Source organism: Thomasclavelia cocleata, from assembly GCF_900102365.1.
Taxonomy (GTDB): domain Bacteria; phylum Bacillota_I; class Bacilli_A; order Erysipelotrichales; family Coprobacillaceae; genus Thomasclavelia; species Thomasclavelia cocleata.
Window position 1 is genome coordinate 48,446 of record NZ_FOIN01000006.1, and the last position, 18,457, is coordinate 66,902.

The following is an 18,457-nucleotide window of genomic DNA, read 5'->3' on the forward strand; positions in this document are numbered from 1 at the left end:
AAAAGATGTTTGATGAATCAATTGTGATTCTCTAAACATCTTTTTTAGTTTTTTTAATTGTTTCAAACTGATTTAATAAATTTTCAAAATAATTAAAAGCATCAGCATAAATTTGATCATCTAAAGGATCCACACCAGCTTTTTTTAGTAAATCAACTGGAGCCATACTACCACCAGATTTTAAGAAGTTTAAATAATTATCTATTTGATTTTGATCACCTTTTAAGATTCGATTAACTATTGCTAGAGCAACTGTCATTCCTAAAGTATATTTATAAACATAATAATTATAATAGAAATGTGGTACATAATAACAAGACCAGCCAACCAATTCATCCATTACAACATCATCACCATAATATTCTTGATTTAATTTTGCATATAAATCTGTAATTACTTGTGATGATAATGGTTCATTATTTTCTGCCATTGTGTGTAATTTATGTTCAAAATCTGCAAACATAGGTTGTCTAAAAATTAATCCAACGCAATTTTCAAGCTGCTCATAGATAAAATATGCTTTTTCTTGATCGTTTTTAGCATTATTGATCATATAATTAATTAGTAATGTCTCGTTTACAGTTGAAGCAACTTCAGCCACAAAAATACGATAACTTGCATTAACTGATTCTTGATTTTGGTTTGATAAATAGCTATGAACACTATGTCCTAATTCATGAATTAAAGTTGATAGAGAATTATAATCACCAATGAAATTCATTAAAATAAATGGATTTGTATCGTAGCTGCCACTAGAATAAGCACCAATTCTTTTTCCAGGTGTTGGATAATAATCAATCCAGCGTTCTTCTCTTGCTTTGTTAATGATTTTTAAATAATCTTGACCAAATGGTTTTAAACATTCGTTGATGATTTCAAAACATTTATCAATCGTGTATTCTTTTTTTATTGATGAAACAAGGGGAATATTTAAATCATAATTATAGATTATTTCCTTGTTTAAAAGTTCTTTTTTTAAGCAATTATAACGATGAAATAAATGACGGTATTTAACATTAGCACTATCTAATACTTTGAAAAATAATTCACTTGGAACATCATCATCAAAAACACTAGCTTCTAAAGCATTATCGAATTTACGAACATTTCCATAAAAAACATCTTTTTTCATTACACCAGATAAAGTTTGAGCAAAAACATTTTCAAATTTCTTATACTCTTTAAAAAAGTTAGTATATGCTTGTTTACGAACATTATCATCTTTACTTTTTAAAAATTGATTTAAAGTTGCATTATTTAAAGTTTTCATTTCGCCATTTTCTAAAACATCATCATATTCAAGTCGTAAAGCATTAAATACCTGACTTGAAGTATCAGCAATACTTTCAGCCTTAGCTAGAAGCTCTTCTTGTTCTTTTGGTAGGATATGGTCTTTAAATAACATTAATGAATTAATTTTATAAGTATATTTTTGAAGTTTGGGATCTTTAATGTATTCTAAAACCTTTTCTTTAGCTTCAATTATTTCATTATCAATAAAAGATATCTTAACTGATGAAGCTTCTAAGACACCAATTGTAGCAGCCATCATAGTTTGATATTCTTGATTATTAGGCTCTACATCACAGTTTAAATGGGCATAACAATATAATTTATTAACCAATCGTTCTATTTGGTCTTTAGTAGTTAAAAAATTATAAAAACTATCAATTGTATTACATATTTTTCCTTGATAACTAACTAGTTCATCGATTAATGTTTTAGCTTTTTCTAAATCATGATAAAAGCTTTTATGATCATTATAGATAGTACTTAAATCCCAAGTATCTTTAATATCAATATCTTTTCTTTCCATACAATTTTCTCCTTTAAAATAAAAACCCTATCTTTAGATAGAGTTCACTAATTTAGCTAATCTAGATTTTTGTCTACTAGCATAGTTTTTATGATGAATTCCTTTTGAAACAGAAGCATCTAATTTTGAAGCAACAACGTTGTAAGCTTCTACAGCTCCATCTTTATTTCCAGCTTCAACTTCAGCTAATAATTTTTTAATTGCAGTTTTTAATGCTGATTTATAAGAAGCGTTTTTTGCTCTTTTTACATTATCATTTTTATAACGTTTAATTTGTTGTTTCATATTTGCCATGATCTTTCACCTCGCTTTATTCTTGCTTTTACATTATATATAATTAATTGATTAAATGCAACTTTTTTTTGAATTGAGATGATATTATTTAGATAAAAATGTATTAAAATCAAAGAATTGGTGATATTTATGATAGGTGATAAGATGAATTTTAAAAATATACGTAGTGATTTAGCAACAGAATCATTGAGCCAACTAGAAGCTGGTAAACATTATAATAAGGAAGAGTATGTTAATAATGGAGTAAAGGTCGAAAAAGTATCTATTATAAAGCCTCATCAAAGTATTAATCAAGGAATTGGAACATATATTGAAATTAGTTTTAAGAACTATTTAGATCAACAAATAATTATTAATGAGGTAGTAAATAATTTAAAGCCTTTAATTGATAAAATCGATTATCCTAGAATACTAGTTGTCGGTCTTGGAAATCAGTATTTAACTAATGATGCTCTAGGACCTAGAACATTAAGAGATATTCGAATTACCCATTTTCTTGATGACGAAGATAAACTTTTAAATCATTATTATGATATTTTAGGGATTGCACCAGGGGTAAAAGTGCAAACTGGAATGGAATCGAGTGAGATTGTAAAAGCACTTGTTGATAAGGAAGATATAGATTTAGTAATTGTAGTAGATGCTTTATGTGCAAAAAATTATCGTAAATTGGCACATGTAATTCAGATTAATGATGTAGGAATTAATCCAGGTAGTGGAATAGGTAACTATCGTCAAGCTATTAATGAAGAAACAGTAGGTGCTAAGGTTATAGCTATAGGTATTCCTACAGTTATTTATGCTAGTAGTTTAGTTAGTGATGTTTTAAATTATACGATTGATTATTTTGGTGATAGCTTGAATCCAGTAAATAAGTTAAAAGTTGGAAAGCGTGAGAAATATCAAGGTAGTTTAAATGAGGAACAGAAAGAAATGATGTTGGGTCAAATTGGTAAATTAGATGATAGTGAATTAGAGTTGTTATTTAATGAAGTGTTAAATCCAATTGATTGTAATTTTGTTTTAAGTGATAAACAGATTGATGAACAGTGTGAGATAATGTCAAAAATAATTAGTAAAAGTATTAATGCTTTAAGGTACTAAATCCTACATTTCATGCATACAATTAGTTGTATAATATAGTGGGTGATGAAGATGAGACTAAAAAATACTTTTTTGATTTTATTGAAATTAGCCGTTATAGTTGGTTTGATTGTTTATCTTCCAAGTAAAGTATCTACTTCTTCTAATGCACAAATTATTAATGCGATTAATCCAAATCCTGATGATTCAACCCCAGTAGCAACTAATCCACAAAATACAAGTTTTCCTATTACTAAAGATAAAAAAATTCATATTTATAATACTCATCAAGGAGAAGAATATGATGGGTATAATGTAGTATTAGGTGCTAATTATTTAAAAGATTGTTTAAATAGTCAGGGTTATCAATGTGATGTAGAAGGAAATGATTTTGAGGGTTATAAGGCAGTGCATAATATTGCTTATAAAAATTCCTATTCTGTTTCAAAGATGTATTTGGAACAGAGTTTACAAAATAATGGGGGTTATGATTTAATTATTGATTTTCATCGGGATTCTATTTCTAAAGAGTTATCAACGATTAGTCATAATGGAAAATCATATGCTAAGATTATGTTTGTAGTAGGAAAAAGTAGTGGTAAATTTGATGCAGTAAATCAGTTATCGCAAAAGTTATCAGATATTGCTAATAGGACAGTTCCTAAAATCAGTAGAGGGGTATATGTAAAAAACTCTCACTATAATCAAGGAATAAGCGATAATATGGTTTTAATAGAAGTTGGAGCACAAAGTAATACTAAAGAAGAAATCCAGGCAACAGTTGAAATTATTGCTAAAGCAATTGGAGATTATTTAGGCGGATGAAAGATTTTTTAATTGATTTGTGTCTGGTAGGATTACTTTTGTTTATGATTAATGGTTTACTTGGTAATTTTGGAGTTCAAAAAGCAATGTTTGAGCAAAACCTTGAACAATTTGAAGAAGATATAAAACAACAACAGCCAATTACAACTGATTATGGAACTACTAATGATAATGATGAAAATGCATTATCATTAGTAGTGAAAAAGATTAGTGATGGATGTATTAAAGTAATTGAAACTTTAGTATTGATTATTTCTAATATTATTAGTACACTTTTATAAGAAAGTGGTGATTAAATGAAAGAAGTAAAAATAGTATTTATGGGTACTGCTAGTTTTTCTAGACATGTACTAGAAAAATTATTGGAAAACAATTTTAAGATTATTGGGATAGTTACCCAACCTGATCGTTATGTCGGCCGTAAAAAAGTATTAACTATGCCTGAAGTTAAAGAACTAGCTTTAGAAAATGATATTCCAGTATTTCAGCCACAAAGGATTAAACAGGATTATCAAGAAATTATTGATTTAAATCCTGATTTGATTGTTACTGCTGCTTATGGTCAAATTATTCCTGAGGCATTACTAAATGTACCTAAACTTGGTTGTATTAATGTACATGCATCATTATTACCTAAGTATCGTGGTGGGGCACCTGTACATTATGCTATCATTAATGGAGAAAAAGTTACTGGTGTAACAATTATGTATATGGTCAAAAAGATGGATGCTGGAAATATTATTAGCCAATTAGAAGTTGAAATTAGTGATCAAGAAACAACGGGTGAATTATATGAAAGATTAAGTATTGCTGGTGGAGAATTATTGATTAAAACATTACCAGGTATTATTGAAGGAAGCAATGATTCTATTGAACAAGATGAACAATTAGTTACATATGCACCAACAATTAGTCATGAACAAGAAAAGTTAAACTTTAATAAAAGTGCTTTTCAAGTTTATAATCAAGTTCGAGGAATGAATCCTTGGCCTGGGGCTTATACTGTTTATCAAGGAAAAGTAATAAAAATTTGGGCTGGTAAGATTCATGAATGTGAAAATGCTAAAAAGCATCATAGTCATCAGGAAAATGGAACAATTGTTAAAATTTTTAAAGATGCAATTGGTGTAAAAACAGGTGATGGAATCTATTTAATTACTGAATTACAAGTTGCAGGTAAAAAAAGAATGTTAGTGCGTGATTATCTAAATGGTAATAATATATTTATGGTAGATACTAAATTTGAATAAACTGGAAGCTGTAATGAAATAAACTTTTAAAACGGGTTTACTTCGTTCGGCTTTTTTAGTAAGTTTATATTAATATTGGAGGATTCTATGATGAGAATGGTGGATTTAATTGAATTAAAAAAGAATAAACAAGTATTAACTAAAGAACAGATACACTTTATTATTGAAGGATATTGTAATCAAAGAATTCCTGATTATCAAATGAGTGCCTTGTTAATGTCAATATGCTTTAATGGGTTAACTAAACAAGAAACAGCATTTTTGACAGATGAGATGCTTCATAGCGGGGATATTATTGATTTAAGTGCAATTGAAGGAATAAAAGTAGATAAACATTCAACTGGTGGGGTTGGTGATAAAACATCATTAGTTTTAGGACCAATGATTGCAGCATGTGGTGTTAAGGTTGCAAAAATGTCAGGACGGGGACTAGGACATACTGGTGGTACACTAGATAAGTTAGAGTCAATTCCAGGTTTAAATATTAATGTTAATAGAGAGGATTTTATAAAACAGGTTAACGAGATTGGTATTGCAATAATTGGACAAAGTACAAATCTTGTTCCAGCTGATCAAAAAATGTATGCATTGCGTGATGTTACAGCAACAGTTGATTGTATTCCATTGATTGCTTCATCAATCATGTCAAAAAAATTAGCTTCTGGCAGTGATACTATTTTATTAGATGTAAAATATGGTAAGGGAGCTTTTATGAAAACTAAAGAAGAAGCAAGGAAATTAGCTTATACTATGATTGAAATCGGACAACATTTAGGAAAAGATACTAGAGCTGTTATATCAAATATGAATCAGCCTTTAGGGAATGCAATTGGTAATTCTTTGGAAGTAATTGAAGCAATTAATATTTTAAAAGGTGAAGGGCCTAAAGATTTATTAAATTTGTGTTTAGAAGCTGGAAGTCATATGTTAGTTCAGGCTAAAAGATGTCAAAACGAAGCTGAAGCATTACAATTATTAAAGCAGGTAATTGTTGATGGTTCAGCACTAAATAAATTAAAAGAAATGGTTTACTACCAGCATGGTAATATTGATGTTATTGATAATCCAAATTTATTTAAACAAGCTAAAATTATATTACCTGTAAAAGCAAAAAAAGAGGGATTTGTTAAAGAATTAGAAGCTAAGACTTTAGGGATAATTTCAATGAAACTTGGTGGAGGACGTTTAACTAAAGATGATACAATTGATCATAGTGCAGGAATTATTTTAAATAAAAAGATTGGAGATTATTGTAATAGTGAAGATATTTTAGCTTATTTTTATACAGACAAAGAAATTGATCAGGAATTAATAGATGAGTTTTATAGTGCATATCAAATAGTCGATTTTTTTGTTGAAAAACCAACACTTATTGATGAAATCCTTGTATAATGGATACATGGAGGTTGAAAATGAGCAAATATTTATTTTTTGATATTGATGGTACTTTAACTGGGCCTAGTAGGAAGGTTACTTTAAAAACAGTTGAAGGAATTAGACAGGCTCGTAAAAATGGCCATAAAACATTTTTATGTACTGGTAGGGCGCCAATATCTATAATGAAGTCAATTAGGGATATTGGATTTGATGGAATTATTTCATCAGCAGGGGGATTTATTAGTATTGGAGATAAATATATTTTTGAAAATTCTATTGATCAATATTTATTATCTGAAGTAATTCTATTGTTTACTAATGCTAGAATATTATTTAGTTTGGAAACAAAAGATGCATTATATCAGACTCCAGGTGTACAAGAATTTTTTGATCAGAAAAATAGTAGTATATTAAAAGAAAACTTAGAATTAGCACGTTTTTTAGAGGAACGTAAAAATGAGGAAGTAAGATTGCCAGTTAGTAAGTTTGATATTTTAAATACTAAGGTTACTAAAGTAGGTTTTATTTCTGAAAATAAGTTAGCATTTTATGATTGTGTAAAATATTTAAGTGAATTTTTTAATATAGTTATTTTTTCAAAAGAAACAGATGATTTTATTAATGGCGAGATTATTCTAAAGAACTGTACCAAAGGTGATGCAATTAAGCGTGTAACAGAATATTTTAAAGCAAAAATAGAAGACACAGTTGCTTTTGGTGATAGTATGAACGATTATCAGATGATTGAAGCAGCTGGATATGGAATTGTTTCATATTTGGCTCCTGAAAAATTAAAAGCAATTGCTGATGATACATTTGAAGATCCAGATAATGATGGTATTTATAAATGTATGAAACAGCTTAAATTAATTTGATAAAAGGGGACATATTTTTTGTCAATAGGACTAGTCTTAAAACAACTTAGAAGATCTAAAAACATTTCCCAAAGAAAAATAGCGAAAATGTTAGATTTAAGTCTAAGTTCTATCTATCGTTTTGAAAACGGTGGACAGATTAGTTTTGATAATTATCTTAAATATTGTAAATATTTAGAGATATCTCCATATATTCCTCTAATTATTTGCAGTGATGACAAAATACTGCTTTTATATAATAAAATCTGTCAATCTATTTTAGATAAGAATATGCGTGATGTGATTTTATCTGTATTTATTCAGGAGCTTAATCAGGGAATAGACGAACAATTTGGAAAGATATTCCTAAAACTAAATAAGAGAATTAATGACGATTTTATTAAGATAATATAACTACAGTAGTAGATTTGAGATATTTAAGGAAGATAGACAAAGTTATAAGGAAGAAATAATTTAACGATTATTTCTTTTTTATAAAATATTTTTAAATAAAAGAATTAATTTTATAAATGAATTATTGAATAGGAGGAAAAAGATGACAGAATTGGAAAAAATGAAATTATGTATGTGGTATGATGCAAATAATGATGAAGAGTTATTTAATCAAAGAATTACTGCTAAAGATTTATGTTTTGATTTAAATAATTTAAGACCTAGTGATAAAGAAAAAAGATTAGAAGTAATAGAAAAACTATTAGGATATCAACCAAGGAATTTAGAATTAGTTAGTCCTTTTATGTGTGATTATGGTAGTAGGATCAACTTAGGTAAAAATGTATTTATAAATAGTAATTGTTATTTAATGGATGGTGGTGAAATTACTATTGGAGATAATGTTTTTATTGGTCCATCATGTGGATTATATACTGCAGTTCATCCATTGGATTTTAAATCAAGAAATAAAGGACTAGAAAAAGCTTTACCAATTACAATTGGTAATAATGTTTGGCTTGGAGGAAATGTTGTGATTTTACCAGGAGTTACAATTGGTGCAGGGTGTGTCATTGGTGCTGGGAGTGTTGTAACTAAAGATATTGAAGCTAATAGTGTTGCTTGTGGTAATCCTTGTAAAATAGTTAAAAAGGTAAAACTAGATTTTTAATGGATCTGGTTTTATTGTGTTGGTGATAAAAAGAACTACATTTTTTAAAAAGTAAAAATCCACTTCTTTGGTGGATTTTTACTAAAATAGAGATTTGAATGTCTTAAATAATTTTGAAAAGTAGGTAGCTTTGTTAGCATCGTTATCACTGTATAGTTCATAACTACCTGCTTCTTTACCATCAATCGTGACTATTAAGGTTCCAACAACGTCACCTTTTTTTATAGGTAGTAAGTCATCTTTATAGATTATTTCTGTTGTATATTTATCATTACTATTTTTAGCTGTTGTAAAAGCTATATCTTGTTTACACTTTACATCAATAGTTAGGTTTTCCATTTTATCAATTACATGTTTTTCAATAACTGTATCTTTTTTAAAGATAATTTCTTGTTTATAGTTATTAAAGCCATAGTCAAGCATACTACACATTTCTTCATTTCTTGTTTTAGGTGCACTTTCTTTCATTAGGACACCTATTATTCTTTGGTTATTACGTTTAACTGTTGTAACAAGACAGTAACCTGCTTCTTTGGTATAGCCGGTTTTTAAGCCATCAACACCATCATATAATTTTAAAAGTTTATTTGTATTAACTAGCCAAAAACTTTGTTTAGTATCCTCACGAATATAGCTGTCATAAAGTGATGTAACATTTAATAGATCTTCTCCACCAATTTGAATTAAATAAGCTGCCATTAGGGCTAAGTCATGAGCACATGTATAATGATCATCATCATGTAATCCAGTAGCATTTTTAAAATGAGTATTTTTTAGATTCAGTTCTTTAGCTTTATCATTCATCATTGTAACAAATTTATCGATACTACCTGCGATATGTTCAGCTACTGCAACACTGGCATCATTAGCACTAGCAATAGCAATTGATTTAAACATATCTTTTAATGACATACTTTCGCCTTGTTCTAAATAAACTTGGGACCCTCCCATGCTGGCAGCATATTTAGAAGTAGTTATTTTATCTTCAAATGAAAGTTTTTTATCCCGAATGGCTTCAAACATTAAAATCATTGTCATTATTTTTGTGGTTGAAGCAGGATATAGCTTTTCACTAGAGTTTTTATCATATAGAACTTGTTTTGAATTAGCTTCTATTAGAATTGCTGCTCTAGCGTTAGGGGTTACATCATTATCTAATGCTTTAACATTGGTTATTGGTAATAAACATACAACTATTAAGGTTATAAATATTTTCTTTATCAATTTGATCGCCTCTATAAATAATATGTCCAAGATTGATAAAAATACATTAAACAATCAGTAATATGATAATTATAGATTATTTCTATTTTTGTTATCATTGTTCTAGTTTTGTCGAAAGCATTTAATCATAATTTTAAAAGTTGTATGATAGCTTGGAGGAGATGAGATAATGGAAAATAAGATAGAATATAAAATTTTAGATGATAAAATTATTGTCTATTTTTATGGTGAACTTAGCTGCAGTAATGTAGTTAAATATCGCAGTTTATTAAATAGTATTTTAGATAAAGGTAATGGTTCTGTATATTTTGACTTTTCACATACAAGTTTTATAGATAGTTCAGGAATTGGTTTAGTTTTAGGTCGTTATAATCAATTAGTTAATGATCATCGTAAATTGTTTTTGGCGAATTTAACAAAAACATCATATAAAGTATTTGAATTATCAGGGATGTTTGAATTAATGGATTATGTAGAGGGGGTTAAGGAATAATGAATCAAATGGAACTTAGTTTTAATGCTAAAATAGAAAATGAGCCCTTTGCTAGAACAAGTGTAGCAGCATTTGTCACAGCATTAAATCCAACGATTGATGAGCTGGTAGAAATAAAGACAATTATTTCTGAAGGCGTGAGTAATGCAATTATTCATGGTTATCAAAATAATGCTGAATGTAAAGTGGTTATTAAAGTATCAATAGAAGATGAAAGAATAATTAAAATTATCATTCAAGATTATGGAAAAGGAATTGAAGATATAGAAGAAGCAAAAGTACCAATGTATACTTCATTAAAAGAACTAGAGCATGCGGGGATGGGGTTAACAATCATTGAAGCTCTTTGTGATAATTTAGAAATTCATTCAACACCAAATTTAGGGACAAAACTAACTATTAGAAAACAATTGAAAGATTCTGACATTGGCTAAAACAGACACTATTGAACTAATTAAAAAAGCAAGACATGGGGATGATCATGCTAAAGAATTAGTTGTAAGTCAAAATCTTGGTTTAGTCTGGTCGATAGTACATCGATTTAAAAATAACTACTATGATAAAGAGGATCTATTTCAAATTGGATGTATTGGTTTGATGAAAGCTGTTAATAACTTTGATACTAATTATGGAGTTCAATTTTCAACTTATGCTGTACCAATTATTATGGGTGAAATTAAACGATATTTCAGGGATGATGGAACAATTAAAGTAAGTCGTTCTTTGAAGGAATTGAATTTAAAAATAAATAAAGCTAGAGAATTATTAATTAATCAAAATGGTCATGAACCTACTGTTGAAACGATTGCAAAATACTTAGAGGTTGATGTTCAAGATGTTGTAGAAGCAATTGATTCATCTTATTATCCAACTTCATTAAGTGAACCGATTTATGAAAAAGATGGTTCTTCTATTTCAATGGAAGAAAGAGTCGAAGATAAACACAACAAAATGTGGTTTGAAAAAATAGCTTTAAAAATGGAAATAGATAAATTAGATGAAAAAGAAAAATTAATCTTATATATGCGTTATCAGCTGGATTTTAATCAAGAGAAAGTTGCAAAACGATTAAATATATCACAAGTACAAGTATCACGTTTAGAAAAGAAAATTATTGCAAAATTACGTAATCACTTGAATGAATAACAAAAAGTGTTATAATGTCATCAGGTGATAAAATGGCTGAAGAGATACAGACAAGGAAAGTAATTAGAAGAAGAAAAAGACTTTGGGTGGAATATTTTCAAGTAATTGTAGTGACTTTAATTATTACATATGGAATATTACACTTTGTTCAAATATCAAGGGTTTATGGAACTTCGATGATACCAACGTATCATGAAGGAAATATTGTGCTGGTAGATAAAGTTTTTTATAAGCACAGTGAACCTAAAAGAAATGATATTATTGTAGTTGATTATAAAGATACTAATTTAAATGAGACATTCATAATTAAAAGGGTTATTGGTATCAGTGGTGATCATATTGAAATCAAAGATAATGAATTATATTTGAATGGTGAGTTATTAGAAGAAGACTATATCAATAGCGCAATGACAAATACAGAAGATATGGTAGTTGATGTTCCTAAGGGCAAGGTATTTGTTATGGGAGATAACCGTAACAATAGTCTTGATTCGCGTAAATTAGGTTATTTTGATTTTGAAGAAGATGTTATTGGGAAGGTATTTTTTACGGTTCCTTTCTTTTAGAAAAGCAGGTAGAATTTGGTTTTATCTGTTTTTTTGTTTATATAAATATTTTAAAAAAAGTGGGATAGGGAAGGGGATTATTGTGAAATTATGTAATTAGTTAAATAGGAATCATAAAGGTGATATAATATTTATGGGTGATAAAATGGTTGAGAAAATAGAAAAAAGAAAAGTTTGGTTAGAGTATTTAAAAGTAATAATAGTTACTTTAATAATTACATATGGGATATTATATTTTGTGCAAATATCAAAGGTTCATGGGGTTTCTATGTTACCAACATTTCATGAAGGAAATATAGTACTGGTAGATAAAGTTTTTTATAAACATAGTGAGCCAAAAAGAAATGATATTATTGTAGTTGATTATCAAGATGTTAACTTAAAAGAAAAATTTTTGATTAAAAGAGTAATAGGTATTAGTGGTGATCATATTGAAATCAAAGATAATGGATTATATTTGAATGGTGAGTTATTAGAAGAAGACTATATTAAAGATGTTATGGTAAATGTAGAAGATATGGTAGTTGATGTTCCTAAGGGCAAGGTATTTGTTATGGGAGATAATCGAAATAATAGTCTTGATTCACGCAAATTAGGTTATTTTGATTTTGAAGAAGATGTTATTGGAAAGGTATTTTTTACGGTTCCTTTCTTTTAGAAAAGCAGGTAGAATTTAGATTTTATCTGTTTTTTTGTTGAGTTAGTGTATTATGATACTTGAAGATATAAAATCTTTTTTTGTTTTTTAATTAATGAAATATGTTAAAATTGAATTAAGGATGTGAAATAGAATGATAGGATCAACAAAATATACGACATTATCTGAATCTGAACAAAAAAACAAGTTATTCAGGTTGGATTATAATAACTATTATTGCCTGCATAATTGTTATAATTGTTTTTATACCTAAATTGATGGAAAATCTGAAAGAGAAAAAATATAGAGAAGCAGGAACTGTTGAAAAAGTAAATGAGAGTAGGGATAATGAATTGTTTAAACTTTTAAAAGAAAATGAAATGGAAAATAATATTTTTGCTAAATTAAAAGTACTTGAAGATATGGATGATAAAGAAGGATTATTAGGGCAAGAGGGTCAATATATAGCTAAAGCTGTAGTTGGTGCAAGAATAGGTGATTATATTAGAAATACAGAAGCTCTAACAGTTGAGGTATTTAATAATAAAGAAGATTTGAAATTATGTGTGGCGTATTTGCAAGCTCAGAATAATTATCTAGATGGAGTATATAATGATAAATATGGATGTTTGCCTCAAATATCAGATTTGCCTTCTAAACGAGCTGTTTTTGCAAAAGAGAATGCTTTATTAATAATGAATTCAAGTATATCTGATGATGAAAAGTTAAATTTTTGTAGTTTGTTTTATGAGTCTGTTAAGAAAATTGATTATAAAGAAAAGTATGTTCTAGATAAGGATAAAATAAAAACTGTTAAAGGGGAAAATAATAAACGATTAACAAATTGGAAAAACAAGTATCCTAAAGATGAATTATTATCTACTCTTGAAGCATTGCAAGAACAAATGAATAAACGAGTAGAAACTGCTTATGCCTTAAGTAATAAAAATTTAATTACAAATATTTTAGATGAATTGAAATTCTATGATGTTGCAAGATTTAAAGATCAATATTCTTTATGGACAGAAAAGCTTACAAATGCTAAACAAAGCCTTGAAAGTGGAACTATTTTACTAGAAGCATTAGAAAAACAAAACCAATATAAACAAGCTGTTTATACTGATGGTAGATATGTCATTGGTGAAGATATTTTACCAGTAGTTAAAAATGAAGGAGCTCAAAAAGCTGAGGTTAGTGTAAATTATTATAATGCTAAAGTGTTTGGAAATACAACTATAGATGTTAATGTTGATGGTTTAGGAAAAATAAACGATAGAACGATAAAACTTGAAGGGGTTACAATGTATCATATTGATAATTCATCATGGCTTGAGTTAAGAGCGCCTGGTACTTTTAAAGTTGGTAACCATATTGAAGCAGGTGAATATGAAATTAGTAGTAGTTCTTATTCTGGTTTTTATCTTGTAGATAAATCTATTGATGGTGTGATTGATGAAATTGAATTAAAGGATGCTTATTGTAGTATTGGTTCAGGAATTAAGACAATTGCTGTTAGAGATGGTCAGTATTTAATATTAAAAGATAGTGATATTCAAATAAAAAAGAAATAAGGGAAGAATATGGTAGAAAAAGAGATTGTTGAAGAAATAAAAAAATATGATGCCAATTTTAGTAAGATAGAGTTTAAACGATGGTGTGGAGAGGTATTAAAAATACTTCAAGAAGCCTGGTCAAAAAAGGATTTAGAAACTTTAAAATATTATGAAGTTGAAAGGTTATATCTGTTACATGAAGAACAGCTTAAAGCTATGCAAAAGAATAAAATAATTAATGTTACTAAAGATATGGAAATAAATGAAATTAAAATAATTGATTATAATCGAATGCCAGATTGTGAAATATTTAAGGTTATAATATCTGTAAGCTTGATTGATTATTATCAAAAAGAAAATAGTATGATGATATTATCTGGTAGTTTAAACCAAAGGGTTAATGCTGATTATAAATTAGAAATAGTTAGAGATAAGGACTTTTTAACAGACTGGTTAGTTGATAAAAGTACTATGGTATGTCCTAATTGTGGTGCAGTAATTAATTTGTTGCAACAAAAAAAGTGTGCATATTGTGATAGTGTATTTATTACTATGGATACTAGTTATAAGATAATGTCATTAGAAATATAGATTTTTAATAATAATTTAAAAATTATTGTATATTGGTAATTTTGTTATTTATTATCAATAAATTAAATTATAATATAGTATTATAGATAGTTATTTTATTAGTTTGGGTATTATGAAAAAAGACAATCTCATCTTGATTGTCTTTTGTTAATTACTATTATCTATCCTTTGTTTAAATGCTTCAAATTCATCTTCTTCAAATATATATTTGTTTATTAACCTTAACTGTTTTTCACTTAATCCTTCTATCCATTCACTACATTCCTGATGATATCTTCCTTCAATCAGTTCTTTAGTCATTTCAAACATCACTTTTTTTCCTTTTTCAATTCCTTGTTTTTCCCCTTGTTCTATTCCTTTTTCAAGCCCTTGTTTTATCCCTATTTCAATTCCCTCTTCTAATCCCTTACTATGATACTCATCTTTAAATGATTCTGTTCTTATTCTCGCTAACGCTAACTGATTCGCTATCGACCACATTGGCTCATTATTTCTAAACTTGTCATACATCTTTATCACCATCCCGATTATGTCTTCTTCTTTCTCTTTTATTATACCAGTATATTCATTCTTTATAAACAAATAACATAACCTTTCCAAATCACTTAGTTCTTTAACTTCTTTTTCTTTTAGAATCTTTTCAATATGTTTCATCTTAATAAAATAGCGATAGTTTAGATTACCATTTTCTATCCTTCCTTTACTGTCTCTATATGCATAATCCCTAATCAAACAATCATCATCATCATTGATAAAGATGATTTGATATACTGGTCTTAACATATTATACTTCTCACCAGCATCTAACTGTTCTACTAGAAGTCTGGCTCCATAAAACTGAAATCTTGCTGTTTCACTGTTAGAACTGCCTGCCATCTGCATTTCTATATCAATAACTCTGCCAGTTTCATCAACAGCACAAATATCTAAAATAATATTTTTAGCAAGAACAGTATTTTGATTGATCTCAGGATTTTTAACAATCATTTTTTTACAGTCAATATTGGTAACGAGTTTAACGATATACTTTCTTAACATTTTAGATTCAGCAGTATCTCTGGAAAGAAGATATTTAAAGAAAAGATCGTTATTAAATTTAACTAAATCATTTTGATAATTAATTACTTCACTCATACAATAATCCTCCTATTATGTTTTACAAAATAATCAGGAGGCTTACTTTTAAAAGTTGAATTTTTATGTACAAATAATTGATAGACTAAAAAACAGCAGGAATAATGGTGGATAGAAACAATATAATTAAAATTATATGAAACATTTTAAATAATAGTTTTTTAGTGTCAAGTAGTTTCTAGTTTAAATTTTTATTAGGTATTTATGGGGGAAGACACATATGGAATTGACATTTGAAAATATTATGAATAATTGTAGTACAAATGAGATAGATTTAATGAAATTAAAGTAAACTTAGATAATATTGTTCCTTTTGTTGGAGCGGGATTATCTGTTGATGTGTATCTATTATGAAAAAGCACTAGATAGTTTAAAATTTGTTCAGAAAAATGCTGAAGAAATAGGAAATACGATAAAGAGACTGGAAGAATTAATAGAAGAATAATGAATTGTTAGCAAAATTATTAGTTCTGTTTCAAAAATAAATAAATTATTCATCTATTTTTAAGTTGTTTAATATACTTTTTATTTATGAATAAATTTAACTTTTTTTATAATAACTATTGTATACAATGTGACTTTTATGTTAAAATGACAAAAATCAATAAGTGGGGAAGTACTTGTTGAATAAAGAAAGGGTGGTTACATGGGTTACAAATTTAAAATCACACGCGGGAATGCAATTTTAAATTTTTCTGAAGAATATTGTCAATCTCGTTGTCAATTAATTGAAAGTGAATCTTTTGCGAGGGTGGTAAAAGGATTCATACATGATTCTAAAAGAAAAGAAAATACTATTTACACATATTTAAGAGAAGTTAAGGCAGAAAGTACAGAGCTTGTTAATGATTTAAGGACAATTTTTAAATTATTATTAGTAATGTCTGTAGATGAAGTATTGACATCTTATCCACAATTTAAAGGGTATTTTAGAGATCGTGATGAGTTTGTTAAAGTTATTGAAGAAGTATATCTTTTCTGGAGAAAGTTACAGCGTTACAGTGTAGTATATAATGAAAGTACAAGTCGTGGATATCAAAATGTTCAGTTTGCTGATGCTCAAGCTAAGTTTGAGGAATTAGTACTTCAAGTATATCGTACAATTGAAGAAACAGCATTAGGATATCGTCATCAAGTTTATCGTCAAATTACAGCTGGAGTTAATGCTGGTTTAAGAGTAACTAACATGCGTTCATTCTTACCATATGAATATCGTAATTTAGATGATATTCCATTTATTGAAACTGTTATCATTCACCCTCCATTTATTACTTATTCAAAACGTAATAAACGTGATGGGGTTTTCCCTGAGATTAAACATAATCCAATTGAAGATTTAAAATTTGATCCTGAACAATGGTTCTGTTATCCAGCAAAAGTTGGAGATTTATTAGCATTTGTTTATTTTAATGTTGCATTTATGGCACAAGGGGTTGCGTTATGTAACTTATTTGAACTTGCAAATGAAGAAGAATATCGTAATCGTAGACCTGATATCATATATGTTTATGGATATGAAGATGGTAAGATGAATCAAAGCTTCTATCAAGATGATGAAAATGATATGATGGTAGCTTTATTATCAGCTAGTGATGATTTTGATTATTTTGGATATATGAAGAAAATGATGTTAACTTTACACAATGTTCGTAAAATTAATCAACGTCAATTACCAATTCATGGTGCTATGGTTAAAATGACACTTCATAGTGGTGAGGTTAAAAATATTGTTGTTATGGGTGATAGTGGTGCTGGTAAATCTGAAACAATTGAACAGATTAAAGTTTTTGGTGCTGCTTATATACGTGATTTAGTCACTGTTTATGATGATATGGGAGTTTTATTATTGGATGAAGATGATAAAGTTAAATCATCAGGTACAGAAATTGGGGCTTTTGTAAGATTAGATGATTTAGATGCTGGATATAGTTTCAAAGAATTAGACCGTTCTGTATTTATGAATCCTGATAAAGTTAATGCACGAATCGTAATTCCAATAACTGATTATAAAGATGTGGTTGCTAAACATGATGTAGATTTCTTCTTATATGCTAATAACTATGAAGAAGATGGAGAATCATTAAGCTTCTTTGATAATGTTGATGATGCTTTAACAGTATTTAGAGCTGGTAATCGTATGGCTAAGGGGACGACTACAGAAAATGGTTTAGTTGGAAGCTATTTTGCAAATCCTTTTGGACCTGTACAACGCCAAGAACAAACAGAACCAATTTTAGTAGATTATTTTAATAAAATGTTTGGGCAAGGAATTAAAGTAGGTCAATTGAGAACTCGTTTAGGTATTAAAGGTAATGAACATAAAGGACCTCAAGAAGCTGCAATTGCAATTCTTAAATATATTACAGGTGAAACTGAATTAAAACAATTAGATGAATAATAAAATTATAGTTTCTAGAAACGCTCATAAGAGCGTTTTTATATTTAATATTCATACAAGTATGAATATATAGACTTTAGTCAGTTGAGCATA

General features: G+C 28.0%; 20 protein-coding genes. 16 read left to right on the forward strand and 4 right to left on the reverse strand.

What is annotated here, in order from left to right:
• Positions 1-31 precede the first annotated feature (31 nt).
• A complete protein-coding gene (pepF, locus tag BMW96_RS04260) occupies positions 32-1,816 on the reverse strand; it encodes an oligoendopeptidase F (protein WP_092352848.1) in 1,785 nt (594 codons plus the stop codon).
• 33 nt (positions 1,817-1,849) lie between these two features.
• Positions 1,850-2,110 carry a 30S ribosomal protein S20 gene (rpsT, locus tag BMW96_RS04265; RefSeq protein WP_092352850.1) on the reverse strand — a complete coding sequence of 87 codons (261 nt, stop codon included), beginning with the start codon at positions 2,108-2,110 and terminating at the stop codon, positions 1,850-1,852.
• A gap of 144 nt (positions 2,111-2,254) precedes the next feature.
• Here rpsT and gpr point away from each other — a divergent pair, with 144 nt between their 5' ends.
• The 8 genes from gpr (at position 2,255) to BMW96_RS04305 (ending at position 8,622) form a co-directional block, all read left to right on the forward strand.
• On the forward strand, positions 2,255-3,214 hold the full coding sequence (gene gpr / locus BMW96_RS04270) for a GPR endopeptidase (RefSeq protein ID WP_092352952.1): 960 nt from the start codon (positions 2,255-2,257) through the stop codon (positions 3,212-3,214).
• Between the two features lie 51 nt (positions 3,215-3,265).
• Entirely contained in the window at positions 3,266-4,018 is a 753-nt protein-coding gene (gene spoIIP / locus BMW96_RS04275; RefSeq protein WP_092352852.1) for a stage II sporulation protein P, read from the forward strand.
• A complete protein-coding gene (locus BMW96_RS04280) occupies positions 4,015-4,299 on the forward strand; it encodes a hypothetical protein (protein WP_092352854.1) in 285 nt (94 codons plus the stop codon). Before spoIIP ends, BMW96_RS04280 begins: the two co-directional genes overlap by 4 nt.
• Before the next feature lie 15 nt (positions 4,300-4,314).
• Positions 4,315-5,268 carry a methionyl-tRNA formyltransferase gene (gene fmt, locus BMW96_RS04285; protein ID WP_092352856.1) on the forward strand — a complete coding sequence of 318 codons (954 nt, stop codon included), beginning with the start codon at positions 4,315-4,317 and terminating at the stop codon, positions 5,266-5,268.
• 90 nt (positions 5,269-5,358) lie between these two features.
• Entirely contained in the window at positions 5,359-6,660 is a 1,302-nt protein-coding gene (locus tag BMW96_RS04290) for a pyrimidine-nucleoside phosphorylase (protein WP_092352858.1), read from the forward strand.
• 20 nt (positions 6,661-6,680) lie between these two features.
• Positions 6,681-7,520 (forward strand): Cof-type HAD-IIB family hydrolase, encoded by an 840-nt coding sequence (locus BMW96_RS04295; RefSeq protein WP_092352860.1) that lies wholly within the window; start codon positions 6,681-6,683, stop codon positions 7,518-7,520.
• Between the two features lie 18 nt (positions 7,521-7,538).
• Positions 7,539-7,913 (forward strand): helix-turn-helix domain-containing protein, encoded by a 375-nt coding sequence (locus BMW96_RS04300; RefSeq protein ID WP_092352862.1) that lies wholly within the window; start codon positions 7,539-7,541, stop codon positions 7,911-7,913.
• Between the two features lie 142 nt (positions 7,914-8,055).
• Positions 8,056-8,622, forward strand: a complete 567-nt coding sequence (locus BMW96_RS04305) for a sugar O-acetyltransferase (protein ID WP_092352864.1) — start codon at positions 8,056-8,058, stop codon at positions 8,620-8,622.
• Positions 8,623-8,703: 81 nt separating this feature from the next.
• On the opposite strand, the gene BMW96_RS04310 is transcribed toward BMW96_RS04305, so the two are convergent.
• A complete protein-coding gene (locus tag BMW96_RS04310) occupies positions 8,704-9,846 on the reverse strand; it encodes a D-alanyl-D-alanine carboxypeptidase family protein (protein WP_180320361.1) in 1,143 nt (380 codons plus the stop codon).
• Between the two features lie 169 nt (positions 9,847-10,015).
• Between BMW96_RS04310 and BMW96_RS04315 the strand changes: the two genes are divergently transcribed.
• The 7 genes from BMW96_RS04315 (at position 10,016) to BMW96_RS04345 (ending at position 14,832) form a co-directional block, all read left to right on the forward strand.
• Entirely contained in the window at positions 10,016-10,339 is a 324-nt protein-coding gene (locus tag BMW96_RS04315) for an STAS domain-containing protein (protein ID WP_092352866.1), read from the forward strand.
• The gene (gene spoIIAB, locus BMW96_RS04320; RefSeq protein WP_092352868.1) at positions 10,339-10,773 is read left to right on the forward strand and encodes an anti-sigma F factor; all 435 of its coding nucleotides are present in this window, start codon (positions 10,339-10,341) and stop codon (positions 10,771-10,773) included. The genes BMW96_RS04315 and spoIIAB overlap by 1 nt, the downstream gene beginning before the upstream one ends.
• Complete coding sequence (locus BMW96_RS04325) at positions 10,766-11,485, forward strand: SigB/SigF/SigG family RNA polymerase sigma factor (protein ID WP_092352870.1); 720 nt, start codon at positions 10,766-10,768, stop codon at positions 11,483-11,485. Before spoIIAB ends, BMW96_RS04325 begins: the two co-directional genes overlap by 8 nt.
• 32 nt (positions 11,486-11,517) lie before the next feature.
• Entirely contained in the window at positions 11,518-12,051 is a 534-nt protein-coding gene (gene lepB / locus BMW96_RS04330; protein ID WP_244881255.1) for a signal peptidase I, read from the forward strand.
• 133 nt (positions 12,052-12,184) lie between these two features.
• The gene (gene lepB / locus BMW96_RS04335; protein ID WP_418361232.1) at positions 12,185-12,709 is read left to right on the forward strand and encodes a signal peptidase I; all 525 of its coding nucleotides are present in this window, start codon (positions 12,185-12,187) and stop codon (positions 12,707-12,709) included.
• A gap of 257 nt (positions 12,710-12,966) precedes the next feature.
• Entirely contained in the window at positions 12,967-14,259 is a 1,293-nt protein-coding gene (locus BMW96_RS04340; protein WP_092352874.1) for a hypothetical protein, read from the forward strand.
• A gap of 9 nt (positions 14,260-14,268) precedes the next feature.
• Positions 14,269-14,832, forward strand: a complete 564-nt coding sequence (locus BMW96_RS04345; protein ID WP_092352876.1) for a TIM44-like domain-containing protein — start codon at positions 14,269-14,271, stop codon at positions 14,830-14,832.
• Between the two features lie 147 nt (positions 14,833-14,979).
• Here the strand turns inward: BMW96_RS04345 and BMW96_RS04350 are convergent, their stop codons facing one another.
• Positions 14,980-15,966 (reverse strand): PD-(D/E)XK nuclease family transposase, encoded by a 987-nt coding sequence (locus BMW96_RS04350; RefSeq protein ID WP_092352878.1) that lies wholly within the window; start codon positions 15,964-15,966, stop codon positions 14,980-14,982.
• Between the two features lie 646 nt (positions 15,967-16,612).
• On the opposite strand from BMW96_RS04350, the gene BMW96_RS04355 reads away from it, so the two are divergent.
• On the forward strand, positions 16,613-18,364 hold the full coding sequence (locus BMW96_RS04355; protein WP_092352880.1) for a phosphoenolpyruvate carboxykinase: 1,752 nt from the start codon (positions 16,613-16,615) through the stop codon (positions 18,362-18,364).
• The last annotated feature ends 93 nt before the right edge of the window (positions 18,365-18,457 follow it).

What these genes read in the sequence shown, in the direction of transcription:
- lepB (WP_244881255.1), top strand. Translation starts at nt 11,518, where the DNA reads ATGGCTGAAGAGATACAGACAAGGAAAGTAATTAGAAGAAGAAAAAGA.
- BMW96_RS04280 (WP_092352854.1), top strand. Translation starts at nt 4,015, where the DNA reads ATGAAAGATTTTTTAATTGATTTGTGTCTGGTAGGATTACTTTTGTTT.
- BMW96_RS04355 (WP_092352880.1), top strand. Translation starts at nt 16,613, where the DNA reads ATGGGTTACAAATTTAAAATCACACGCGGGAATGCAATTTTAAATTTT.
- BMW96_RS04315 (WP_092352866.1), top strand. Translation starts at nt 10,016, where the DNA reads ATGGAAAATAAGATAGAATATAAAATTTTAGATGATAAAATTATTGTC.
- BMW96_RS04305 (WP_092352864.1), top strand. Translation starts at nt 8,056, where the DNA reads ATGACAGAATTGGAAAAAATGAAATTATGTATGTGGTATGATGCAAAT.
- pepF (WP_092352848.1), bottom strand. Translation starts at nt 1,816, where the DNA reads ATGGAAAGAAAAGATATTGATATTAAAGATACTTGGGATTTAAGTACT.
- BMW96_RS04345 (WP_092352876.1), top strand. Translation starts at nt 14,269, where the DNA reads ATGGTAGAAAAAGAGATTGTTGAAGAAATAAAAAAATATGATGCCAAT.
- spoIIP (WP_092352852.1), top strand. Translation starts at nt 3,266, where the DNA reads ATGAGACTAAAAAATACTTTTTTGATTTTATTGAAATTAGCCGTTATA.
- BMW96_RS04340 (WP_092352874.1), top strand. Translation starts at nt 12,967, where the DNA reads ATGGAAAATCTGAAAGAGAAAAAATATAGAGAAGCAGGAACTGTTGAA.
- lepB (WP_418361232.1), top strand. Translation starts at nt 12,185, where the DNA reads ATGGGTGATAAAATGGTTGAGAAAATAGAAAAAAGAAAAGTTTGGTTA.
- spoIIAB (WP_092352868.1), top strand. Translation starts at nt 10,339, where the DNA reads ATGAATCAAATGGAACTTAGTTTTAATGCTAAAATAGAAAATGAGCCC.
- BMW96_RS04295 (WP_092352860.1), top strand. Translation starts at nt 6,681, where the DNA reads ATGAGCAAATATTTATTTTTTGATATTGATGGTACTTTAACTGGGCCT.
- BMW96_RS04290 (WP_092352858.1), top strand. Translation starts at nt 5,359, where the DNA reads ATGAGAATGGTGGATTTAATTGAATTAAAAAAGAATAAACAAGTATTA.
- rpsT (WP_092352850.1), bottom strand. Translation starts at nt 2,110, where the DNA reads ATGGCAAATATGAAACAACAAATTAAACGTTATAAAAATGATAATGTA.
- gpr (WP_092352952.1), top strand. Translation starts at nt 2,255, where the DNA reads ATGAATTTTAAAAATATACGTAGTGATTTAGCAACAGAATCATTGAGC.
- fmt (WP_092352856.1), top strand. Translation starts at nt 4,315, where the DNA reads ATGAAAGAAGTAAAAATAGTATTTATGGGTACTGCTAGTTTTTCTAGA.
- BMW96_RS04350 (WP_092352878.1), bottom strand. Translation starts at nt 15,966, where the DNA reads ATGAGTGAAGTAATTAATTATCAAAATGATTTAGTTAAATTTAATAAC.